Here is a 17,591-nt window from a genome sequence, read left to right on the forward strand (position 1 = left end):
ACCATGTCCATGATGGAAATGCACAAGACCAGCGTCTTCCCCGAAATTCAGCCCTCGCTTGCACGCACGATCGTCTTGTCCGGCCTTGCGGCCGACATTACCTGGGAAATCTGGGCGCGCTTGATTACACCGCTTTGGGTCGGCGGGCCACTGCAGCCGGCGGCGCTCATCCAGTCGGTCTTCGGCTTCAACAACCTGCTGCTTGCCGAAGCCATTCATGCCATCGTCGGCATCATCTTCTATCCGATCGGCTATCTCTTCATCGCCCGACCGCTCCAGCGGTTGATCTTCCCGAAGCTGCCTCTGTTGTTGACCGGTATCGGCTTTGGAACCGGGCTGTGGGTGTTTGCTCTTTACGTGATGGCGCATCTGATTGCCGGCCTGCCGGCCTTCCTCGGCTTCATCACCCTGACCTGGGCTTCGCTCATCGGCCACATCTTCTTCGGCACCGTCGTCGCGTTCGTTGTCCGCTCAATGGAACGCTGAAAGTGCCGTGAAGAAGGCCTGCCCGGTTCCCCTCACCGCCCGCCGGGCAGGTCGCTTGCCTCCACAACAACTCGTATCATCAGGTCCCTTTTCAATGTCCGAACCTCAAGCCCTTAACCGTGTCGCGGATATCGTCGCGAGAACGCTGCATGGATATCAGGTTCGGAACGCCTTTGGGGTTCCGGGCGGCGAAGTTGTGACGCTCATCGACGCGCTGCAGGCGGCAGGCATCGCCTTCCATCTTGCTCGCCACGAGACATCGGCCGCCATCATGGCAGCGGGTGCGAGCACGATCAGCGGGAATCCCGAACTGCTGGTGACGACCGTCGGTCCCGGACTTGCGAACGCGGTCAACGGCATCGCCGACGCCGCGCAAGAGCGCATTCCTCTCATCGTCGTTTCCGGCGTTGTCGACCGGGCGACGCGCGGCCGCTACACCCATCAGGTGATCGATCATGCCCAGTTGCTGCGGCCACTCGTCAAGGCATCGTTCGAAATCGAGCCGGAAAGCGCTGCCTCCACCGTGGTGCGAGCACTGGCGATTGCAATGAGAGAGCCGATGGGGCCTGTGCATCTCGATCTGTCGCCGGCAGTGGCGGCAACATCGAGCCCGACGACGACGATCCCGGCGCCTCCGACAGTTTTCACGGCCGATGCCTCTCTCGCGGACGCAGGTGCCCGCCATCTTTCAGAGCGCATCCGCGCAGCTGAGCGGCCTTTGATCATCGCCGGCCTCGAAGCGGCTCGCAACGATGCCGGCCCGGCCCTGCAACGTCTTGCCGAGACGATCGGTGCGCCCGTCATCACCACCTACAAGGCCAAGGGCATCATCCCCGAAGACCATCCTCTTTCGCTTGGCGGCGCCGGCCTTTCGCCGATGGCCGACCGTATCCTGCTGCCCTTGGCTCATAAGGCGGATCTGGTGCTGATGATCGGTTATGATCCGATCGAGATGCGTCTCGGCTGGCTCGACTTCGTTGCCGACCAGGCGAAACTGGTGGATATCTTCAGGACCGCTCCCGATCACGCCATGTACCATGCCGGCACATGGTTTTCCGCCGAACCGCGAAGCATGTTGCAGGCGCTCGACGGCCTGCTTGTCGAACAGAGGAGCTGGAGCGGTGGCGAGCCGGCTGAGGCCAAGGCCAAGCTCGAAGGCATCTTTTCGAGCAAGGACGCATGGGGGCCTCATGCCATTATCGATCATCTGAACGAAGCGGCAGGGGTCGACGGCCTGGTCACGGTCGACAGCGGTGCCCACCGCATCCTTCTCTCGCAGAAATGGCGCGCAACAAAACCATCCACCCTGCTGCAATCGGCAGGATTCTGCACCATGAATGCCGCCCTGCCATTGGCGATCGGCGCGAAGGTGGCCGATCCCTCGCGACGGGTCTTTGCGGTCATGGGTGACGGCGGCCTCGAGATGGGCATCGGCGAACTTGCGACCGTTCGCGATCTCGGCCTGCCGTTGACCATCGTTCTATTCCAGGACCGCAGCCTGGCCCTGATAGCTTTGAAGCAGGCGTCCGCCGGCCTGGCTTCGGCCGGGGTCACCCTCGGTGAAACCGATTTTGCCGCCATCGCCCGCGGCTTTGGCGGCTACGGCGCCAATGTGGAGACCATCAATGACTTTCGCAACGAGCTTGAGAGCGCCAGAGCACGTCCGGGTTTCAGTCTCATCGCCTGCAGGTTCGATGCAAGCGCCTACGACAACGCTTTCTGATGGAGAGCCGGCGATATTGCCGGCCGCTCAAAAGACGAAGCGCCCCCGCGATCCGCGCCTCGATTTTTTTCGCGGCGTGGGCATGCTCATCATTCTGCTGGCGCACATCCCCGACGACGGTTGGGCGCTCTGGATCCCTGCCCGCTTCGGCTTTTCGGACGCCACCGAGATGTTCGTGTTTCAATCGGGCATGGCCTCGGCCATAGCCTTCGGCTCGACATATGACCGCAGTGGCGCCATTGCCCTGATAGCACGTGTCGCGCAGCGTATCTGGCAGATCTTCTGGGCGCATATCGCCGTCTTCATCGTAGTTGCCGCGATCATGGTGGTTGCGGGAACACGTTATGACGGCGTGACCTATGTCGACAGTCTGAACCTCGTTCCCTTCATGAAGGATCCGGGTCATCTGCTCGTTGGCTTGCTGACACTAACCTACGTGCCGAACTATTTCGATATCCTTCCGATGTATATCGTCATCCTGGCGTTGATGCCGCTGATGATCTTTGCTTCAAAAGTTAATCGTTACCTGCCATTCGTGTTGATGATCGCTGTGTGGCTCGCGACGCAGTTTGGCTTCACGCGGCTACCCGCAGAACCATGGTCGGATCGCCCCTGGTTCTTCGATCCATTCGGCTGGCAACTTCTGTTTTTTACCGGCTTTTTCCTGATGCGTGGGGCGCTACCAGCACCGGGCTACGATCGTCGTCTGATGGCCTTGGCCATTGCGGTCGTGATTGTCACCGTACCCTTCGCCTGGGTCCGGTTCCAGGAGGTTCATCCGTTTTTTCAAATGGCTGCAGATCGCATCACTCCACTGACCGACAAGACAGATTTCGGCCTACTGCGTTTCGTTCACTTCATGGCGCTCTGCTACATCGCCGTCCATTTGGTCGGTGAGAAAGGGGCGCGGCTGCGCGGCCCGGTCGTTCGCGTCCTGACCGTCGTTGGCCAGCAATCTCTCGCCGTCTTCATAACCGGCATGGTGATCGCCCAGCCGATCGGGATCGCGCTCGACCATGCCGGTCGCACGACATCGGTAGAAGTGGCCGGCAATCTGTTCGGCTTCGCAACCCTTATCGGCACCGCTTACCTGGTGCGTTGGTTCAAAACGTCTCCATGGAAATCGTAAGACAATGACATCCGAATACCAAAAGCCGGCGAGCCTCGAAGGCCTGCGTATCCTCGACCTCTCGCGCATCCTTGCCGGACCCACGGCGGCGCAGCTTCTTGCCGATCTGGGCGCACAGGTCATCAAGGTCGAGCGTCCCGGCGCCGGGGACGACACGCGCGGCTGGGGACCGCCTTTCGTGAAGAATGCCGATGGAAGCGACAGCGATCTCAGCGCCTATTTTCTTTCGGCCAATCGCAACAAGCAGTCGATCTCGATCGATCTTGCAAGCGACGACGGCGTCGCGCTCGTCAAGAGGCTGGCGACCATTTCCGACGTCGTCATCGAAAACTACAAGCCCGGCGACCTTGCCCGCCGCGGCCTCGGCTATGACGACATCAGGAAGGTCAAGCCTGACATCGTCTGGTGCGCGATTTCAGGCTTCGGGCAAACCGGTCCCTATGCCGATCGCACCGGCTACGACTTCCTGATCCAGGCCATGGGCGGCATCATGAGCATCACCGGAGACTACGACGCCAATGGCGGACGGCCGGTCAAGGTGGGCCTTGGCATCGCCGATGTCATGTGCGGCATGTATGCAACCGTCGGCATCCTCGCCGCCCTTCGCCATCGCGATCGCAGCGGTGAAGGTCAATATATCGATCTGGCGCTTTACGACGCCCAGGTGGCATGGCTCATCAATGCCGCCACCAATCACCTCGTGTCCGGCAAGGTGCCCGGGCGAATAGGCAACCGACATCCGAACATCGCCCCTTACCAGACGTTTGCCACGGCGGACGGAGAGATCGCGATCGCGGTTGGAAACGATCAGCAATTCGCACGCTTTTGCGGGGTTATCGAAACGCCGGAACTCATCGACGACGAACGCTTCGTCCGCAACCGCGACAGGGTGCTGAACATCGACACATTGGATCGGCTTGTGACCGAGGCAATGAAGGCGGATACGGCCGAAAACTGGGAACGGCGCCTGATCGCCGCCGAAATTCCGGCCGGCCGCGTCGCGACGATCGACCAGGTCGTTTCCAACCCGCAGACGCTGGCGCGGGAGATGGTTGTCAACATGCAGACGGAGGACGGACAGGCCTTGCGGCTTCTCGGAAACCCTCTGAAGATGTCGGCGACACCGGTACGTTTTGACCGGGCGCCGCCGCATGTTGATCAGGACCGAGACGATGTCCTGCGGTTGCTGCACGACATCGAGACGAAGGCAGGATCCTAGAAACCGGAAAGATACTCTTCGGTCCTATCGCGCATCGTTCCGTCAGGCCGCGCGAGCCTGTTTGATGGCGTCGCGGAGCTGATCCTTGCTAAGCACGCCGGACGCGATAGCCCTGCCTACGACAAATGAGGGAGTGCCACGGAAGTTGAGAGCAAGCGCCTGATTGTAATTGCGGGTCAGAAGATCGGAGATCTTCTTGTCGTTCTGTCGTACCGCATCGGCGATCTTGGAAACATCGAGGCCTGCGGATGTCAGAGTTTTTTTGACGTCGTCTTCGCTGAGAGAGGCGGGTGTCGCCATCAGCGCCTCCATCGCCTTTTCGTAGGAGCCGATCTCGTTTGCGCCGAGAACCGCTTGTGCGGCAAAGACCGAGGCGTCGCCGAACACCGGCCAATCCTTCATGATCAGGCGCACATTGCCATCTTCGGCGACGACGGATTTGACGTCCGGATGGGTCTTCTTGCAGTAGGGGCACTGGTAGTCGAAAAATTCGACGACGGTCACGTCGCCCTTGGGATTGCCGAGAACCGGGGCATCGGGATCGTGAAAAACCTCATTCTGCGTCAGTTGCTGGGCAAAGCCCGGCCGGGAGGCCAGAACGGCCGCAACAGCGCCACCCGTTGCTGCCATGAGAAAATATCTGCGATTGAACATGTCGGTTTTCCTATCCTTGAATTTCACGCCGGCTCATGTGCCGGTGCTCGCGGCAGCAGCCGCTTTCAAAACATCATCCGCACCGAATTCGCCGATGAGCCGCCCGTCGACGGCCTCCTGACGGTCCGGGTGGAAGAAAATCATCGTCGGTGGTCCGACGACATTCAGTTCGCGCATCAATTCGCGCTGGTCAGGGCCAATATTGGTCAGATCGACCTTGAACGTCTTGAGCGGTGCCAGCGCGCCGGCAACCTCCGGTCTTGAAAAGACATTGCGATCGATCGAACGGCAGCTCACACACCAATCGGCGGTAAAATAGACGAGGCTCGCCTTGCCGCTGGACCCGGCATTATCGAGCTGACGGCCAAGTTCCGACGTTGAGGCAAGCAGGGTCATTTGCTTCTCGGGATCGGCGCGCGCAATAGTTTGACTGGCGCCGAAGCCGGCGAGCGGACGCAAGGGATCGACAGCACCGGCGGCAAGGCCGACGATCAGTATCACAGCATAGACGGCGGCAAGCAGCCCCAGCGACTGCAGGCCCATGCGGAGCGGCGTCGCACGGCCTTTGGTAACGTCAAAGGCTCCAAGGAAAACCGCCACGGCCATGGCCCAAGCGGCCCAGAGGCCAAGCGGCAGCCAATCCGGAAGCACAGGCTCTGCCATCCAGATCGCAAAGCCGAAGAACACGAAGCCGAACACATGCTTGACCGACGTCATCCATGCTCCGGCGCGTGGCAGTGCCTGCCCACCCACCGTACCGAAAATGACAAGCGGTATGCCCTTGCCAAGACCGAGCGCAAACAAGAGCGCGGCTCCAAGAACGACGTTCCCCGTGCGAGCGACATAGAGCAGCGCTCCGGCAAGCGGAGCCGTCACGCAGGGGCCGATGATGAAGGCGGAAGAAAACCCAAGTGCAGCGGCCGAACCGATCGAGCCTCCACGGCCTTTGCCGACCCCGCCCAGGCGTGTCACCCAGGCCGAAGGCAGCTGCAATTCAAACAGGCCGAACATCGAAAGCGCCAGCAGTGCAAATATCAGCGCCACAACAGCAACCGTCAGCGGCGATTGCAGGGCGATCTGCAGGTTTTCCCCTGTCCAGGCGGCAGCGGCCCCAAAAATCGCAAAGGCCGACGCGAGCGCTACGGCATAGCTGAGCGACAGAATGAAACCGCGCCGCGCATCCAATGCCTCTCCCTGGCGCGCAAGCGCAGCGGCCAGGATCGGATAGAGCGGAAAAACGCATGGGGTGAATGCCAGGAGGATGCCAAAGCCGACAAAAGCCGCAAGCAGAAGCGGTATGCCCCCACGCGACAGGAAGCCATCGACGACATCGCCACCACCTACCGGCACGGCGGCCGACGGAGCTGGGTTCGCGGACACCGCCGCCGGCTTGGTGTCGGTTTCAGCAGCCTTCGACCACGCCGATTGTCCGCCTGTCGGCAGGGAAAAGGCCGGTGCTTCCGAGACCGCAAGTGTTTTCGGATCAATGATGCGCCGAGCGGGAGGATAGCACAGACCATGCTCCTGACACCCTCGATAGGTCACCGTCACCGGAGAGGTCACGGGACCGAGTTCGGCGTCGGCGCTGCCGAAATAGACTTCCGACTTTCCGAAATTGGGATCGTCCTTTTCAACGCCCGGTGCCGTCGATAACTGAACCGGAGCGCCGTCTGCGGCATTGGCCGCGAGATGTTCCCGATAGAGATAATATCCGGGCGGCATCTGCCAGCGCAGACGGATCGATCCGGATGCGGCTCGCTCCACGGAAAACCGGAACGCATCATTCATGGCGAGCGGCGTCTCTGTCGCAACCGCCTGGCCGGCAACGAAAATGAAAAGCAAAATAGTGGAGAAGAAGCGCATGCCATTCCTATGGTAGATGTGAGATGACGGCCGAGGCTACGTCATGCAACGCTGAGTGTCGGCTGCCCCATGTAACGGGCCATCGTGCGAAGCAGCCCATCGGCATCGGTTGCCTCCGCATCGAGGAGATCGACAAGCGCCACGATCACCTCGCGACGATCCCAGCCAACGGCCGCCGCTTGATCAATCAGCGCATTGAGGTCGATCACGACCGATCGCTGACAATCGCGAAGACGACCGGGATAGGGATGGGCCGAATATGGTGCGGGAATCATGGCTTGCCGCCTTAAACGATACTAGCTGATATTGCGCCCGCCCGCAGATCGCGGGCAGGTAGTGCTTGGCGAAAAATGCCTGTCACGGCGAAGGCTGCGCCTTCACCGTCTCCCAATTCGCATTCGCCTTCTTGATGTAGCCACCAATATCCGTACGCCAAGTCTTTGCGACATCATCGTTATAGTTCAGGTAGAGCTTGTCGTCGACAATGGTGAAGGCCTGTGGCTCGGTCGGAGCCTTGTGTCCTTCGGCGGTGCCGAAGGCGCAATAGCCACCATACTGCGGTGCGTAACGCCCCGGATTGCTCGCAAATGCGTCGCGATGTGCCGCCGAAGCGAAGTAGAAGGTTGCGCCTTTGTAAGTGGTTGCGAACTTGTCGGATCCCTTGACCGGCTTGTGGTCGGTGAAATAGGCGACGGCATCGTAGCCATTGATCGCGACGCCGTTGGTTGCATAAATTTCAGTGGCGAAAGTGACGGAGGCCGCAGACAGTGCAAGCGCGGCAGCCCCGGCAAGAGGCAGAAAACGCCGGATGGATAGGTTCATGGTCTTTCCTCTGCAGTTGAGATGAACGCCCTCTTTACGTGGGCGGCCGGAGGGACGTTACATCTCCTAGCGTTCACGACTTCGTGCATGCTCCTCCAACCGACTACTGTGCGCACATCGCCAGCGCGACCTTGGATTCCAGCTCCCCGATCCTGCGATCCTTCTCGGCGGCTTCACGCATCAGCTGGTCGAGTCGCGTATCGACGGCCCTGGAAATTTCCCAAAAGGTCACAGCAAAAATCACCGGTATGGTTGCTGTAGTATCGCGATCGGCTCGACCCGGCGTTCCCCATTTCTGGGCTGGATCTTCAGCCGTGACACGCCCCCAGAGCTTGAGCGCGCAACCGGCGCTCACCTCGCAATGAACCACGACATCGACGGCTGTCGACGGCCGCCCGACCGCATGACGAAACGCTGCGGCTTCCGCGTGAAGCCGGAAGGTCGAGGGGCCGGTCACATGGGGCAGCATGGCGACGCCCCTGTTGACTTCGAAAACGATGCCGGGGCGCACTCTGGTATAGTCGATCGCAACTTCGTGATGAACCTGAACCAGATGAGCGATACTCGGTGTGATTGCCTGGCCCCATACGGCGGCGCCCTCGTCAAAGTGATGAATGATGGAGTGGCCAATATTCGGACATACGACGGTCTGCAGCATGACGATCTTCCTCTGTAAGGGTTGAGCGCCGTGCCTGGCTCGATCGAGCCGATGGCAAGGCACTGCTACAGACCAATTCGCGAGCGGGCGGCCAGTTGTTACAGAATGCATTCGGATAATCCGCGCCGATGGGTCACTTGGAAAAGCCAACAGCCGTCAAACCGGCATCCAGCATGTCGGCACGCGCCTCGTGACCACCGTTATGAATACACATGATGCTATCGCCGCGAATGCAGCGGGGGACGTCTTCGCAACGAATACCATCCAGCGTCACCGACTTGGCGTTCTCCACATCACACTTGGCGCGCTCGCGCATCAAAGCCATGCTGTCGAAGGCGTTGCCTTGGTGAAATTCTTTGCCGATCGCCCGTCCGGCCAGCGGAAAGGTTTGATCGGCGGTTCCGTGAAAATGGACGATCGGGGGCAAGTTCGCGATACAATCTTCGGCTTTCGGAAGCGGATTCCAGAAAACGCCGGAGAAGGTCACCATCGCGGCGTCCTTCTCCCCCTGCTGGCATGCTGTGTACCAAGCCATCGAGGCACCGATCGAGAAGCCACCGATGACGGTCTTCTCCGGCGTAAAGCCATAGCGGCTCCTGAGATCATCAAACACGTCCGCGATGAAGGCTTTTTCGTCACGCCCGGGGCGGGCGCTGTGGGGAAACGACCAGCTTCCATCGATGCCATCGACCGCGACATAGGCGAGGTGATGTGCGAGTGTCGTCTCCACCAAAGGCCGCTGCTGCATCTGCAACGCGGCCGAGCCCTTAAATCCGTGAAAATAAACATAAACGCCACGAATATCGCCATCCTTGGGTAGTTCAATCCGATAGTTTCCGTCCTTGACGGAACAGATGACGCTGCCACCGCAGGAAACGGCGGACGACGCAATCGAGGGCAAGGCGACTACGAACAAGAAAACTGCAAGAAGATCGTATCGCATAGGCAGGTTCTCGGAAATTGAACGACAAGCCTGCGTAGAGCTTTCGCGGATCCTAGGCAATTTCACGAAAGATCAATTCAACGCGAGTGGTTCTTCCGCAGATCAATGAATCGCAAGATTTCGGTCGGCGCTTACTTTAGGTGATTGGGGCAAATCGGCGCACGCTCAAGTCTCTGGCCTTGAGCGGAATCGAATTGGCGATCTCGGTGTTGCATAACCTTCCAACTCCTGGCCGGGATGCGATGCCTGGCCAACATTTTATTTCAATACGATTGCGACGGAGGCACAGCAACCATGAGGCCAGCATCTACCGGATGCTTGCTGGATCACGGCACAGGAGCGGCTCCCAGTGGATGTAGAAGAACTGGAGGTCCTTAACCAGCCAACATGCCACTCCTTAACAGTCGCGGTGTGACCGCGACCTTGCCAGCACCCCTTGTCCTGCCGACCAGATAGACTGCTTTTTCGTTCCGATACGACGGCGCTTATGATGGTCGGCTTGGCGAATTGCTTCGGCAAATATTATGAAGTGCCCGCAACTGTATGCGGTTTCAGCGAGCCTGTACCTGGTCGACGCAACTTGTCGAGAAGAAGATAAATGACCGGCGTCGTATATAAGGTCAGCAACTGGCTCACCAAAAGGCCGCCAACGATGGCGTAGCCGAGCGGCTGGCGCAGCTCTGAGCCCGAGCCGTGGCCGATCGCCAGCGGCAACCCTCCCAGAAGGGCGGCCATCGTGGTCATCAGGATTGGACGAAAACGCATGTGCGCTGCCCTGATGATCGCAGCTTCGCTGCTCAACCCCTCCTCTTTCTCCGCCTGAACCGCGAAGTCGACGAGCATGATCCCGTTCTTCTTGACGATGCCGATGAGCAGGATGACACCGATCATCGCGACAAGCCCGAAATCAAGGCCCGCAAATTGTAGCGCCAGAAGTGCACCAAGTGCTGCGGACGGCAGTGTTGACAGGATTGTCAACGGGTGAATGAGGCTTTCGTAGAGGACGCCGAGGATAATGTAGACCACAACAAGCGATGCAAGGATCAGCAGTGGCACCGTCGCCAGCGAATCCTGAAAGGCCTTGGCGCTGCCCGAGAAGCTGGCCTGCAGCGAAGCGGGAGGATGCAAGGCGGCCACGGCATTCTCGATCGCGCCCGTTGCCTGGCCAAGCGCGATGGACGTCGCAAGATTGAAGGAGATGGTGACCGCCGGCGATTGACCTTGATGCGAGATCGAAACAGGCGAGACGCCATTGGTTGACCACTTGGCGACGACGGAAAGCGGTACCAGTGTTCCATTGCTTGCCCTCACCGAAAGGCGGTCAAGCGTTGCGATATCACGCTGCAGGTTTGGCAGCACTTCCAGAATGACATGGAATGTATCAGCCTGTGTCGAATAGGAAGCAACCTGGCGCTGGCCGAATGCATCATAAAGCGTTTCATCGATCGCAGCAGGCAAGACCCCATATAGTGTGGCAGCGGCACGGTCGATCCGGATAGAGAGGCTGGGCGCCTCGGCTTGCTGATCGCTGCCGACATCGCGCAGTTCGGGGAGAGCCTGTAGCCGGTTTGTGATTTTCGAGGACCAGCTGGCAAGTTCGGCGATATCGCCATCCTGGAGCGTATATTGATACTGCGTTTTAGCCGGCCGCGCTCCGATGTTGATATCCTGCGCCGACTGCATGAACAGCTTGATACCCTGTTGTGTGTTCAAGGCGTCGCTTAGCCGCTGGATGACCTGCTGAGCGCTGACATTACGCTGCGAGAGCGGTTTCAGCGTGATATTGACATGCCCCTGATTGAGGGCGTTGCCACCATTGCCGCCGCCGATATCCATGAAGACACTATAGACCGCAGGATCCCGAAGGATGATGGCGCTGACGCGCTCCTGCAGCTTTGCCATTTCGGTGAAGGAGATATCTGGCGACGCCTGGGACAATCCCGCAATAAAGCCGGTGTCCTGTTCCGGAAAGAACCCCTTTGGTGTGATCGCAAATAAATAACCGGTCAGCGCGACGGTACCCAGGAAAACCAAAAGCGTTAGATAGCGATGGCGAATGACGGGGATGAGGCTGCGACCATAGAGAGATAGAAGCCAGTCGAAAAACGCTTCCCCGGCCCGATAGAAGCGGCCGCGTTCTTGTGCGGGCGTGGCGCGTATGAAATGCGAGGCCAACATCGGCGTCAGTGTCAGCGACACGAACGCCGAGATCGCAATCGCGATCGTCAAGGTGACAGCGAACTCGCGAAAGAGCCGCCCGACGATACCGCCCATCAGGAGGATTGGGATCAGAACTGCAATCAGGGAAAGGCTGATGGAGATGATGGTAAAGCCGATCTCGCCGGCGCCTTTTCTCGCCGCTTCGCTGGGTTGCATTCCTTCTTCGATATGACGGCTGATGTTTTCCAGCATGACAATCGCATCGTCGACGACAAAGCCGACCGCAACGACGAGAGCCATGAGCGACAAATTGTCGAGGCTGAAGCCGAGCACCCACATGGGAGCAAGTGAACCGACCAAGGCAATCGGCAGCGTCAGTACCGGGATGATGGTCGCGCGAATGCTGCGCAGAAACAGGAAGATCACCAAAACCACAAGGCCGATGGTCAGCACCAGCGTGAACTGCACATCATCGACAGAAGCTCTGATTGTCGTCGTGCGATCAGTCACGAGTTCGAGCTTGATCGACCGCGGCAAGGACGCCTGCAATGCTGGCAGCTGCGACTTCACGGCATCGACAACCGCGATGACATTGGCGCCGGGCTGGCGGAAGACATCGAGCGCGATACCGCGCTCTCCATTCGTCCAGTGCGCCATTTTCGCATCTTCCGCGCCGTCGACCGCCTGACCGATGTCGCGAATGCGAACCGGTCCACCATTGCGGTAGGCGATGACGGCGTCGTTCCACTCGGCACTGGTTGTGATCTGGTCATTGGTATAGATCGGAAAGGTTCGCGTCGGATCGTCGATATTGCCCTTGGGTGCGCTCAAGCTGAGATTGCCGATTGCCGATCGTACGTCTTCGAGCGTGACGTCGGCCTGGGCCAACCGCCCGGGATCGACTGCTACCCGGATTGCGGGCTTTTGCTTTCCGCCGATATTGACGTAGGCCACACCGGATACCTGACCGATCTTGGTCGCCACGTTGCGCTCGATATATTCATCGAGCTGCGGCAGGGTCAGGCTATCCGAGGTTGCCGATAGCTGCATGACAGGAGTATCGGCCGGATTGACTTTCCTCACGGTTGGCAAAGACGGCATGTCCTTCGGCAACTGGCCGGATGCTTCGCTGATCGCGGTTTGCACATCGCTCGCCGCGGTCTGGATATCCTCATCCAAATCAAACTGGACAGTTATTGATGCCGTTCCCAGCGAGCTGGTAGAGGTCATCTCGGTGACGCCGCTGACCCGCGACAAGGCCTCCTCAATCGGCTGAGCGACGCTTGATGCCATGGTATCCGGGGATGCGCCGGGCAAGCTCGCAGCGATCTGGACTGTCGGAAAGTCGATTTGCGGCAGTGCCGATACCGGCAGGAATGGATAGCAGATCGCACCGACAAGGAAGATGCCGAGCATGATCAGACCTGTTGCGACAGGATGATCGATAAAAAAGTCAAAGAAACTTGATTTGTCCGACTGCTCGCGATCATGTTCGGGAGCAGTCTTCATTGGGAAACCTCTCCGGAAAGCTCGCCCGTCGGGGCGCCGCTCCAGGGTGTGACCGAGACTTTCATCCCGTCGCCGATCCGCGATTGTCCGTCCATGACGACCTCGTCGCCATCATTAATGCCATCGCTCACCAGTGCCATCGCATCGGTCACGAAGGCTGTTTTGACATTCCGCTTGACTACTTTTCCATCAGCCTGGACGACGTAGGCATAAAGACCGTCACGCCCACGGGCGAGCGCCTTGTCCGGCACCACGACACCCTTGCGGATCTCAACGGTCAGTCGCGTTGCGACCGGCAAGCCAGGCCAGAGAATGCCATTCTTATTATCAAAGGTGGCCCGCAGATGGATGGAGCCATTCGATGCATCGACGGCATTATCCATGATGGTCAACCTGCCCGCAGTCAAATTGCGTGTTCCGTCAGTCGTTGATAGCTCCACTTCGGCGATCCCGCTTTGCAAGGCGTCGCGGATTTCGCCGAACCTGTCACCCGGAGCGACGAAGGAAACACCTATCGGGTCCATCTGGGTGATGGTTACGATACCGTTCGTCGAGTTCGCGCTAACGACACTGCCGACATCGACTTGCTTAAAGCCGGTCTGGCCGGTGAATGGGGCCACAACGGTCGCAAAGCCGAGTTGTGTTTCCGCATTCTGGATCATCGCATCGTCATATTGGACGGCTGCGGCATATTGTTGGCTGGAAGCGTTCTTCTGTTCCAGCACTGATGTCGAAGCGACGCCTTTCTCCGCGAGTGTGGCATATCGTTCGGCATCCGCCTTGGCGCTTTGCAGTTGCGCTTCGTCCTGTGCCTTCTTCGCCCTGGCAGACGCTAGATTTGACAGGAGCTCACGATCGTCGAGCCTCAACAGGACGCTGCCCTTCTCGATGATCTGCCCTTCGGTGAAGGGTATCTCGATGACTTGACCATCGATACGCGGGCGGGCGGTGACCGATTGCAGTGGCGCTACAGTGCCAATTCCGTTGATAACGCGATGGATCGTCGCGCTCGTTGCTTTGACCGCTGTGACGGGTATTGCTGCTGTTTCCTGATCTGTGGCCGCAACACCATGACCGACAATCGACAGGAACGAAAATGTCACCAGAACCGGTAACCGTTGCTTAAATTGGCGCCGCGTTGATCCTAACGTCATGAGATGACTCCAAGTGATGCGGCGCAGGAACGCAGTGGCGTGACGTTAGTTCAATGCTTTGGTGAAAATATTTCAGTAAAGCTGAGTGTCGTTTCAGATATCAGTGGCAACACAGTCTTCAAGCCAATGGGCGTATTGAGTCGATGGCTCTGAAAGCGGCAAACTCGCTTTCCCGTAAACGTGGAATTGATCGTGTCGGTATAGCTAATGACGCAGGATGAGTTCTACGCGCATTTTTCGTCGAACGAGGCGCTTGAGGCTGACGCCTTTTCACCTGCAAGGCGACCGTTGGCGCTTGTGAAGGGATTGGAACCAGCAGCCGCGCTATGGATCAGATAACGCCCTGCCATAGAACTAACGGGGCGCTCAGATTTCGTAGAGTACCCGAATGTCGGGCATTTCCTTCGGAAAATCCTTCGTGTTTCGAGTAGCCAATAACATCGAGTGAACATTGGCTGTTGCCCAGAGGATCGCGTCGGGAAGTTTGATACGATGTAGCTGCCGCAGAGATACTGCAGATTCGGCTATGTGATCATCGACAGCAATGACCGTAAATCCTGCCAGAAAAGAGCGTGTTTCGATTGCCACCGCGGGCTTGGCGCCGACGAGAGCCTCCATCCAAGTGATATTGCTAATCACCTTTTCCTGATACCGCGTCAGCTCTTGTCGGGCCTGCGGTACGGCATTGAGATGGTCTATCAAGATGTTTGTATCGAAAAGGGCTTTTACCATTCGTTACGAATATCCTCCTGATACGCCAAACCATCGACCTTTCGCTCACCCCAGAGCCCAAACGCCTCTACTTCGCTAGCGCTGCTGTTGCGAGCTAGAAAATCATCAATTGCCTTGCGGATTAGCGCTGCTCTCGAGACTTTTTCTCGTTGCGCCAACCGATCCAGCGCCTTGACCTCTGCGTCACCGATGTCCACCAAGGTTCTCATGGAAAATCTCCGATATCGGATATCGGCATTATATATCAAACACTGTGATCGTTTTCCACGCCCATGGCGGTTCTCTATCTCAATGGGAATCTGAACTTCGCATCCCCCACTTCGTTAAACCACCAGCTTTCGCCCGATGAACAAATGGCTTGGTCTTGAAAGGAATCCAACCGATGACGATGATTGACATCTTAATGTCGATTCAAAATAGCGGTGAGAGGACCTCCGGCGGAAGAGCACGCTGCGAATCCTCGTCAGGTTGACGCCTTGAACGCGCTGGGCAATTGAGGCGGAGGCTAGCTGAACATGCAAGGTACTACCAATTATAGCGCAAATGCATTGCTGCGGCTGGTGTAGGTTTGATTTACCGGAGTTATCAAAAACTGATAACGTTATTTTTGATGAAAGGTACTGCCATGCCATCGAGCTATAACATCGGTCCGCGCTATGAGGGCCTTGTCCGAGAGCTTGTCGAAAGCGGACGCTATGCAAGTGCTAGCGAAGTGATGCGCGACAGCCTGCGCCTGCTGGAGCAGCGCGAGGAACTCCGATCCATCGAGCTTTAAAAGCTCAAGCGAGAGCATGCCGAAGGCAAGGCGAGCGGTGAGCCGCAAGAGGTCGACCCAGTGGAATCCCTCAAGAGCCTGAAAGCGGAACGCCGGCCTAGTGCCTAAATACAGCTTTCACCGCGCGCCCAGCGTCAGATGCGCGACATCTGGCACAACATCGCCTCTCACAACGAACCGGCAGCTGACAGGCTTTTGCAGAAGCTTTTTGAGAAGTTCGAGATGGTTGCCATCCATCCCGAAATGGGGCCTGCGCGGCCCGAGATTAGCAAGGGGGCATGGCTTGTTGTTGAAGGACGCTATATCGCTATCTACGAGCCGGTAGACTATGGCGCCGAAATAGTGGCTGTTGTCCATGGGATGCGTGAACCGTCGAGCTGGCTCGACTGACTACTTCTATAACTCAAGACTTTACGCCGTCATTTTAACCTTGATTTACGGCAATATCAAAATGGAGCACCTCAGCCCGATCACCTAAGCCAGAGTAAAGTGCGATAGCCGGTTCGTCACCATAGTCCGCTTTCACATAGACGACATGGGCTTTGCGAGCAGCGCCGATATCGACAAGCTGGTTGATCAGCAGCGTCGCAATACCGCAACGGCGACGGCTTTCGGCTACAGCGATATCGTAGATGTATAACTCGTTGCGTTCTTGCTCAAACTTTTCAAGCTCGTACGCGACAAGGCCGCCGGTCACGTCGTCACCGTCCAAAGAAACCAAGACTATAACGTGGTCCTTTGTTAGCAAGCGAGACAAATACTCGCTGCTGGGCGGTCGTGATGTGTAGCTCTCTGGATCATGAAACGCGTCGCCGAACAATTCGTTTAGACGTTGGAGTTTGACAGCATCGCCAGTGCTCAGACGTTGAATTATGATCGGATTCATCCACATTTCTCCTTGGAAAATGGGCGGAAAGTAACGCGGCCTTCATTCGAGCTGAGAGCCTGATCGTTGAAGAGCTGAGGCTATCGGGCTCACTATATGATAGTATCGCGTTGCCTACACCACCGTCCGCCTATCTATAAGTGTGGCACCAACGCGCAATTGCAGCAAACCGCCCCGTCTCAAACATCCACGAACCATCCTGTAGTGGCCAGATTGGGCCAAATCCTGCCTTTCGCCGCGATTGAAATTACGCCGAGCTTTCGATTTTGCATTGTCGGAAATCTCGACCTTTTTGGAGAAACCGTTTGGCATAGCCTCGATGTGTCTTCGGCCGCTTCGCGCCAGTACGGGACATTGCGGCTGGTGCAAAACGCCCTATTCTGCGAATGCCACAAAAGTCCGGTAAACAAATGCCAGGACTAACCCGCCACCAGATTAGGCCCATCAAGATTGGGCCATCGGGCGTCCTACAGGAGATGAAGCATGTTCACCCACATTATGATCGGTAGCAATGACTTGGAGCGCGCCAGAGCCTTCTACGACGCCACGTTCTTGGCATTAGGAGGCAAGCCCGGCGAGATGGATGCGAGAGGCAGGCTGATCTACGTCTACGAGGGCGGTCGCCTGATGATCACGAAGCCGATCGACGGTAAGCCGGCAACAGTTGCCAACGGTGGAACGATCGGTATCGCCGCCGCAAGCCAGGATCATGTTCTAGCGTGGTATGTCGCCGGTACCAGGCACGGTGGCACAGCGATCGAGAGCCCACCCGCGGAGCGTCCGAACGGGTCCTTCGTCGCTTATCTTCGCGATCCGGACGGAAATAAACTAACCGCTCGGTCCCAGCCCACGAAATGAGAGCGGCGTCAGCTGCGGCT

At 58.1% G+C, this 17,591-nt stretch carries 17 protein-coding genes and 1 pseudogene; 7 read left to right on the top strand and 11 right to left on the bottom strand.

The features are described 5' to 3' along the window. The first annotated feature begins 3 nt into the window (after positions 1-3). The 4 genes from ACQZ6F_RS32090 (at position 4) to ACQZ6F_RS32105 (ending at position 4,557) form a co-directional block, all read left to right on the top strand. Complete coding sequence (locus ACQZ6F_RS32090; protein WP_449096188.1) at positions 4-486, top strand: hypothetical protein; 483 nt, start codon at positions 4-6, stop codon at positions 484-486. Positions 487-580: 94 nt separating this feature from the next. Continuing rightward, a complete protein-coding gene (locus tag ACQZ6F_RS32095) occupies positions 581-2,209 on the top strand; it encodes a thiamine pyrophosphate-binding protein (protein ID WP_449096187.1) in 1,629 nt (542 codons plus the stop codon). Continuing rightward, a complete protein-coding gene (locus ACQZ6F_RS32100) occupies positions 2,181-3,338 on the top strand; it encodes an OpgC family protein (protein ID WP_449096186.1) in 1,158 nt (385 codons plus the stop codon). The genes ACQZ6F_RS32095 and ACQZ6F_RS32100 overlap by 29 nt, the downstream gene beginning before the upstream one ends. Positions 3,339-3,342: 4 nt before the next feature. After that, positions 3,343-4,557, top strand: a complete 1,215-nt coding sequence (locus ACQZ6F_RS32105; RefSeq protein WP_449096185.1) for a CaiB/BaiF CoA transferase family protein — start codon at positions 3,343-3,345, stop codon at positions 4,555-4,557. A gap of 42 nt (positions 4,558-4,599) precedes the next feature. On the opposite strand, the gene ACQZ6F_RS32110 is transcribed toward ACQZ6F_RS32105, so the two are convergent. The 10 genes from ACQZ6F_RS32110 to ACQZ6F_RS32155 all read right to left on the bottom strand — a co-directional run bounded on the left by ACQZ6F_RS32110 (position 4,600) and on the right by ACQZ6F_RS32155 (position 15,261). Then, on the bottom strand, positions 4,600-5,211 hold the full coding sequence (locus ACQZ6F_RS32110; protein ID WP_077472383.1) for a DsbA family protein: 612 nt from the start codon (positions 5,209-5,211) through the stop codon (positions 4,600-4,602). Positions 5,212-5,244: 33 nt separating this feature from the next. Next, positions 5,245-7,074, bottom strand: a complete 1,830-nt coding sequence (gene dsbD / locus ACQZ6F_RS32115; protein ID WP_449096184.1) for a protein-disulfide reductase DsbD — start codon at positions 7,072-7,074, stop codon at positions 5,245-5,247. Between the two features lie 41 nt (positions 7,075-7,115). After that, positions 7,116-7,349 carry a hypothetical protein gene (locus ACQZ6F_RS32120; RefSeq protein WP_449096183.1) on the bottom strand — a complete coding sequence of 78 codons (234 nt, stop codon included), beginning with the start codon at positions 7,347-7,349 and terminating at the stop codon, positions 7,116-7,118. A gap of 82 nt (positions 7,350-7,431) precedes the next feature. Further along, positions 7,432-7,896 (bottom strand): YHS domain-containing (seleno)protein, encoded by a 465-nt coding sequence (locus tag ACQZ6F_RS32125; protein WP_449096182.1) that lies wholly within the window; start codon positions 7,894-7,896, stop codon positions 7,432-7,434. A gap of 103 nt (positions 7,897-7,999) precedes the next feature. After that, positions 8,000-8,554 carry a hypothetical protein gene (locus ACQZ6F_RS32130; RefSeq protein ID WP_449096181.1) on the bottom strand — a complete coding sequence of 185 codons (555 nt, stop codon included), beginning with the start codon at positions 8,552-8,554 and terminating at the stop codon, positions 8,000-8,002. A 133-nt stretch (positions 8,555-8,687) separates the two neighbouring features. Then, positions 8,688-9,497 carry an alpha/beta hydrolase family esterase gene (locus ACQZ6F_RS32135; protein WP_449096180.1) on the bottom strand — a complete coding sequence of 270 codons (810 nt, stop codon included), beginning with the start codon at positions 9,495-9,497 and terminating at the stop codon, positions 8,688-8,690. A 522-nt stretch (positions 9,498-10,019) separates the two neighbouring features. After that, on the bottom strand, positions 10,020-13,166 hold the full coding sequence (locus tag ACQZ6F_RS32140; protein ID WP_449096179.1) for an efflux RND transporter permease subunit: 3,147 nt from the start codon (positions 13,164-13,166) through the stop codon (positions 10,020-10,022). Beyond that, entirely contained in the window at positions 13,163-14,320 is a 1,158-nt protein-coding gene (locus ACQZ6F_RS32145; RefSeq protein WP_449096178.1) for an efflux RND transporter periplasmic adaptor subunit, read from the bottom strand. The genes ACQZ6F_RS32140 and ACQZ6F_RS32145 overlap by 4 nt, the downstream gene beginning before the upstream one ends. 366 nt (positions 14,321-14,686) lie before the next feature. Continuing rightward, positions 14,687-15,052: a PIN domain-containing protein gene (locus tag ACQZ6F_RS32150; RefSeq protein ID WP_449096177.1), complete on the bottom strand. Its 366-nt coding sequence runs from the start codon at positions 15,050-15,052 to the stop codon at positions 14,687-14,689. Beyond that, positions 15,046-15,261, bottom strand: coding sequence for a ribbon-helix-helix domain-containing protein (locus ACQZ6F_RS32155; protein WP_449096176.1), 216 nt, complete (start codon positions 15,259-15,261; stop codon positions 15,046-15,048). Before ACQZ6F_RS32155 ends, ACQZ6F_RS32150 begins: the two co-directional genes overlap by 7 nt. Positions 15,262-15,677: 416 nt before the next feature. On the opposite strand from ACQZ6F_RS32155, the pseudogene ACQZ6F_RS32160 reads away from it, so the two are divergent. Both ACQZ6F_RS32160 and ACQZ6F_RS32165 read left to right on the top strand, forming a co-directional pair. Beyond that, positions 15,678-15,935 (top strand): annotated as a pseudogene (locus tag ACQZ6F_RS32160) (type II toxin-antitoxin system ParD family antitoxin). Then, positions 15,936-16,217, top strand: a complete 282-nt coding sequence (locus tag ACQZ6F_RS32165) for a type II toxin-antitoxin system RelE/ParE family toxin (protein ID WP_449096230.1) — start codon at positions 15,936-15,938, stop codon at positions 16,215-16,217. Between the two features lie 34 nt (positions 16,218-16,251). On the opposite strand, the gene ACQZ6F_RS32170 is transcribed toward ACQZ6F_RS32165, so the two are convergent. Next, a complete protein-coding gene (locus ACQZ6F_RS32170) occupies positions 16,252-16,713 on the bottom strand; it encodes an AAC(3)-I family aminoglycoside N-acetyltransferase (protein WP_449096175.1) in 462 nt (153 codons plus the stop codon). Between the two features lie 483 nt (positions 16,714-17,196). Here ACQZ6F_RS32170 and ACQZ6F_RS32175 point away from each other — a divergent pair, with 483 nt between their 5' ends. Continuing rightward, positions 17,197-17,571 (top strand): VOC family protein, encoded by a 375-nt coding sequence (locus ACQZ6F_RS32175; RefSeq protein WP_449096174.1) that lies wholly within the window; start codon positions 17,197-17,199, stop codon positions 17,569-17,571. Positions 17,572-17,591 lie beyond the last annotated feature (20 nt).

This window comes from Rhizobium sp. A22-96 (genome assembly GCF_053521805.1).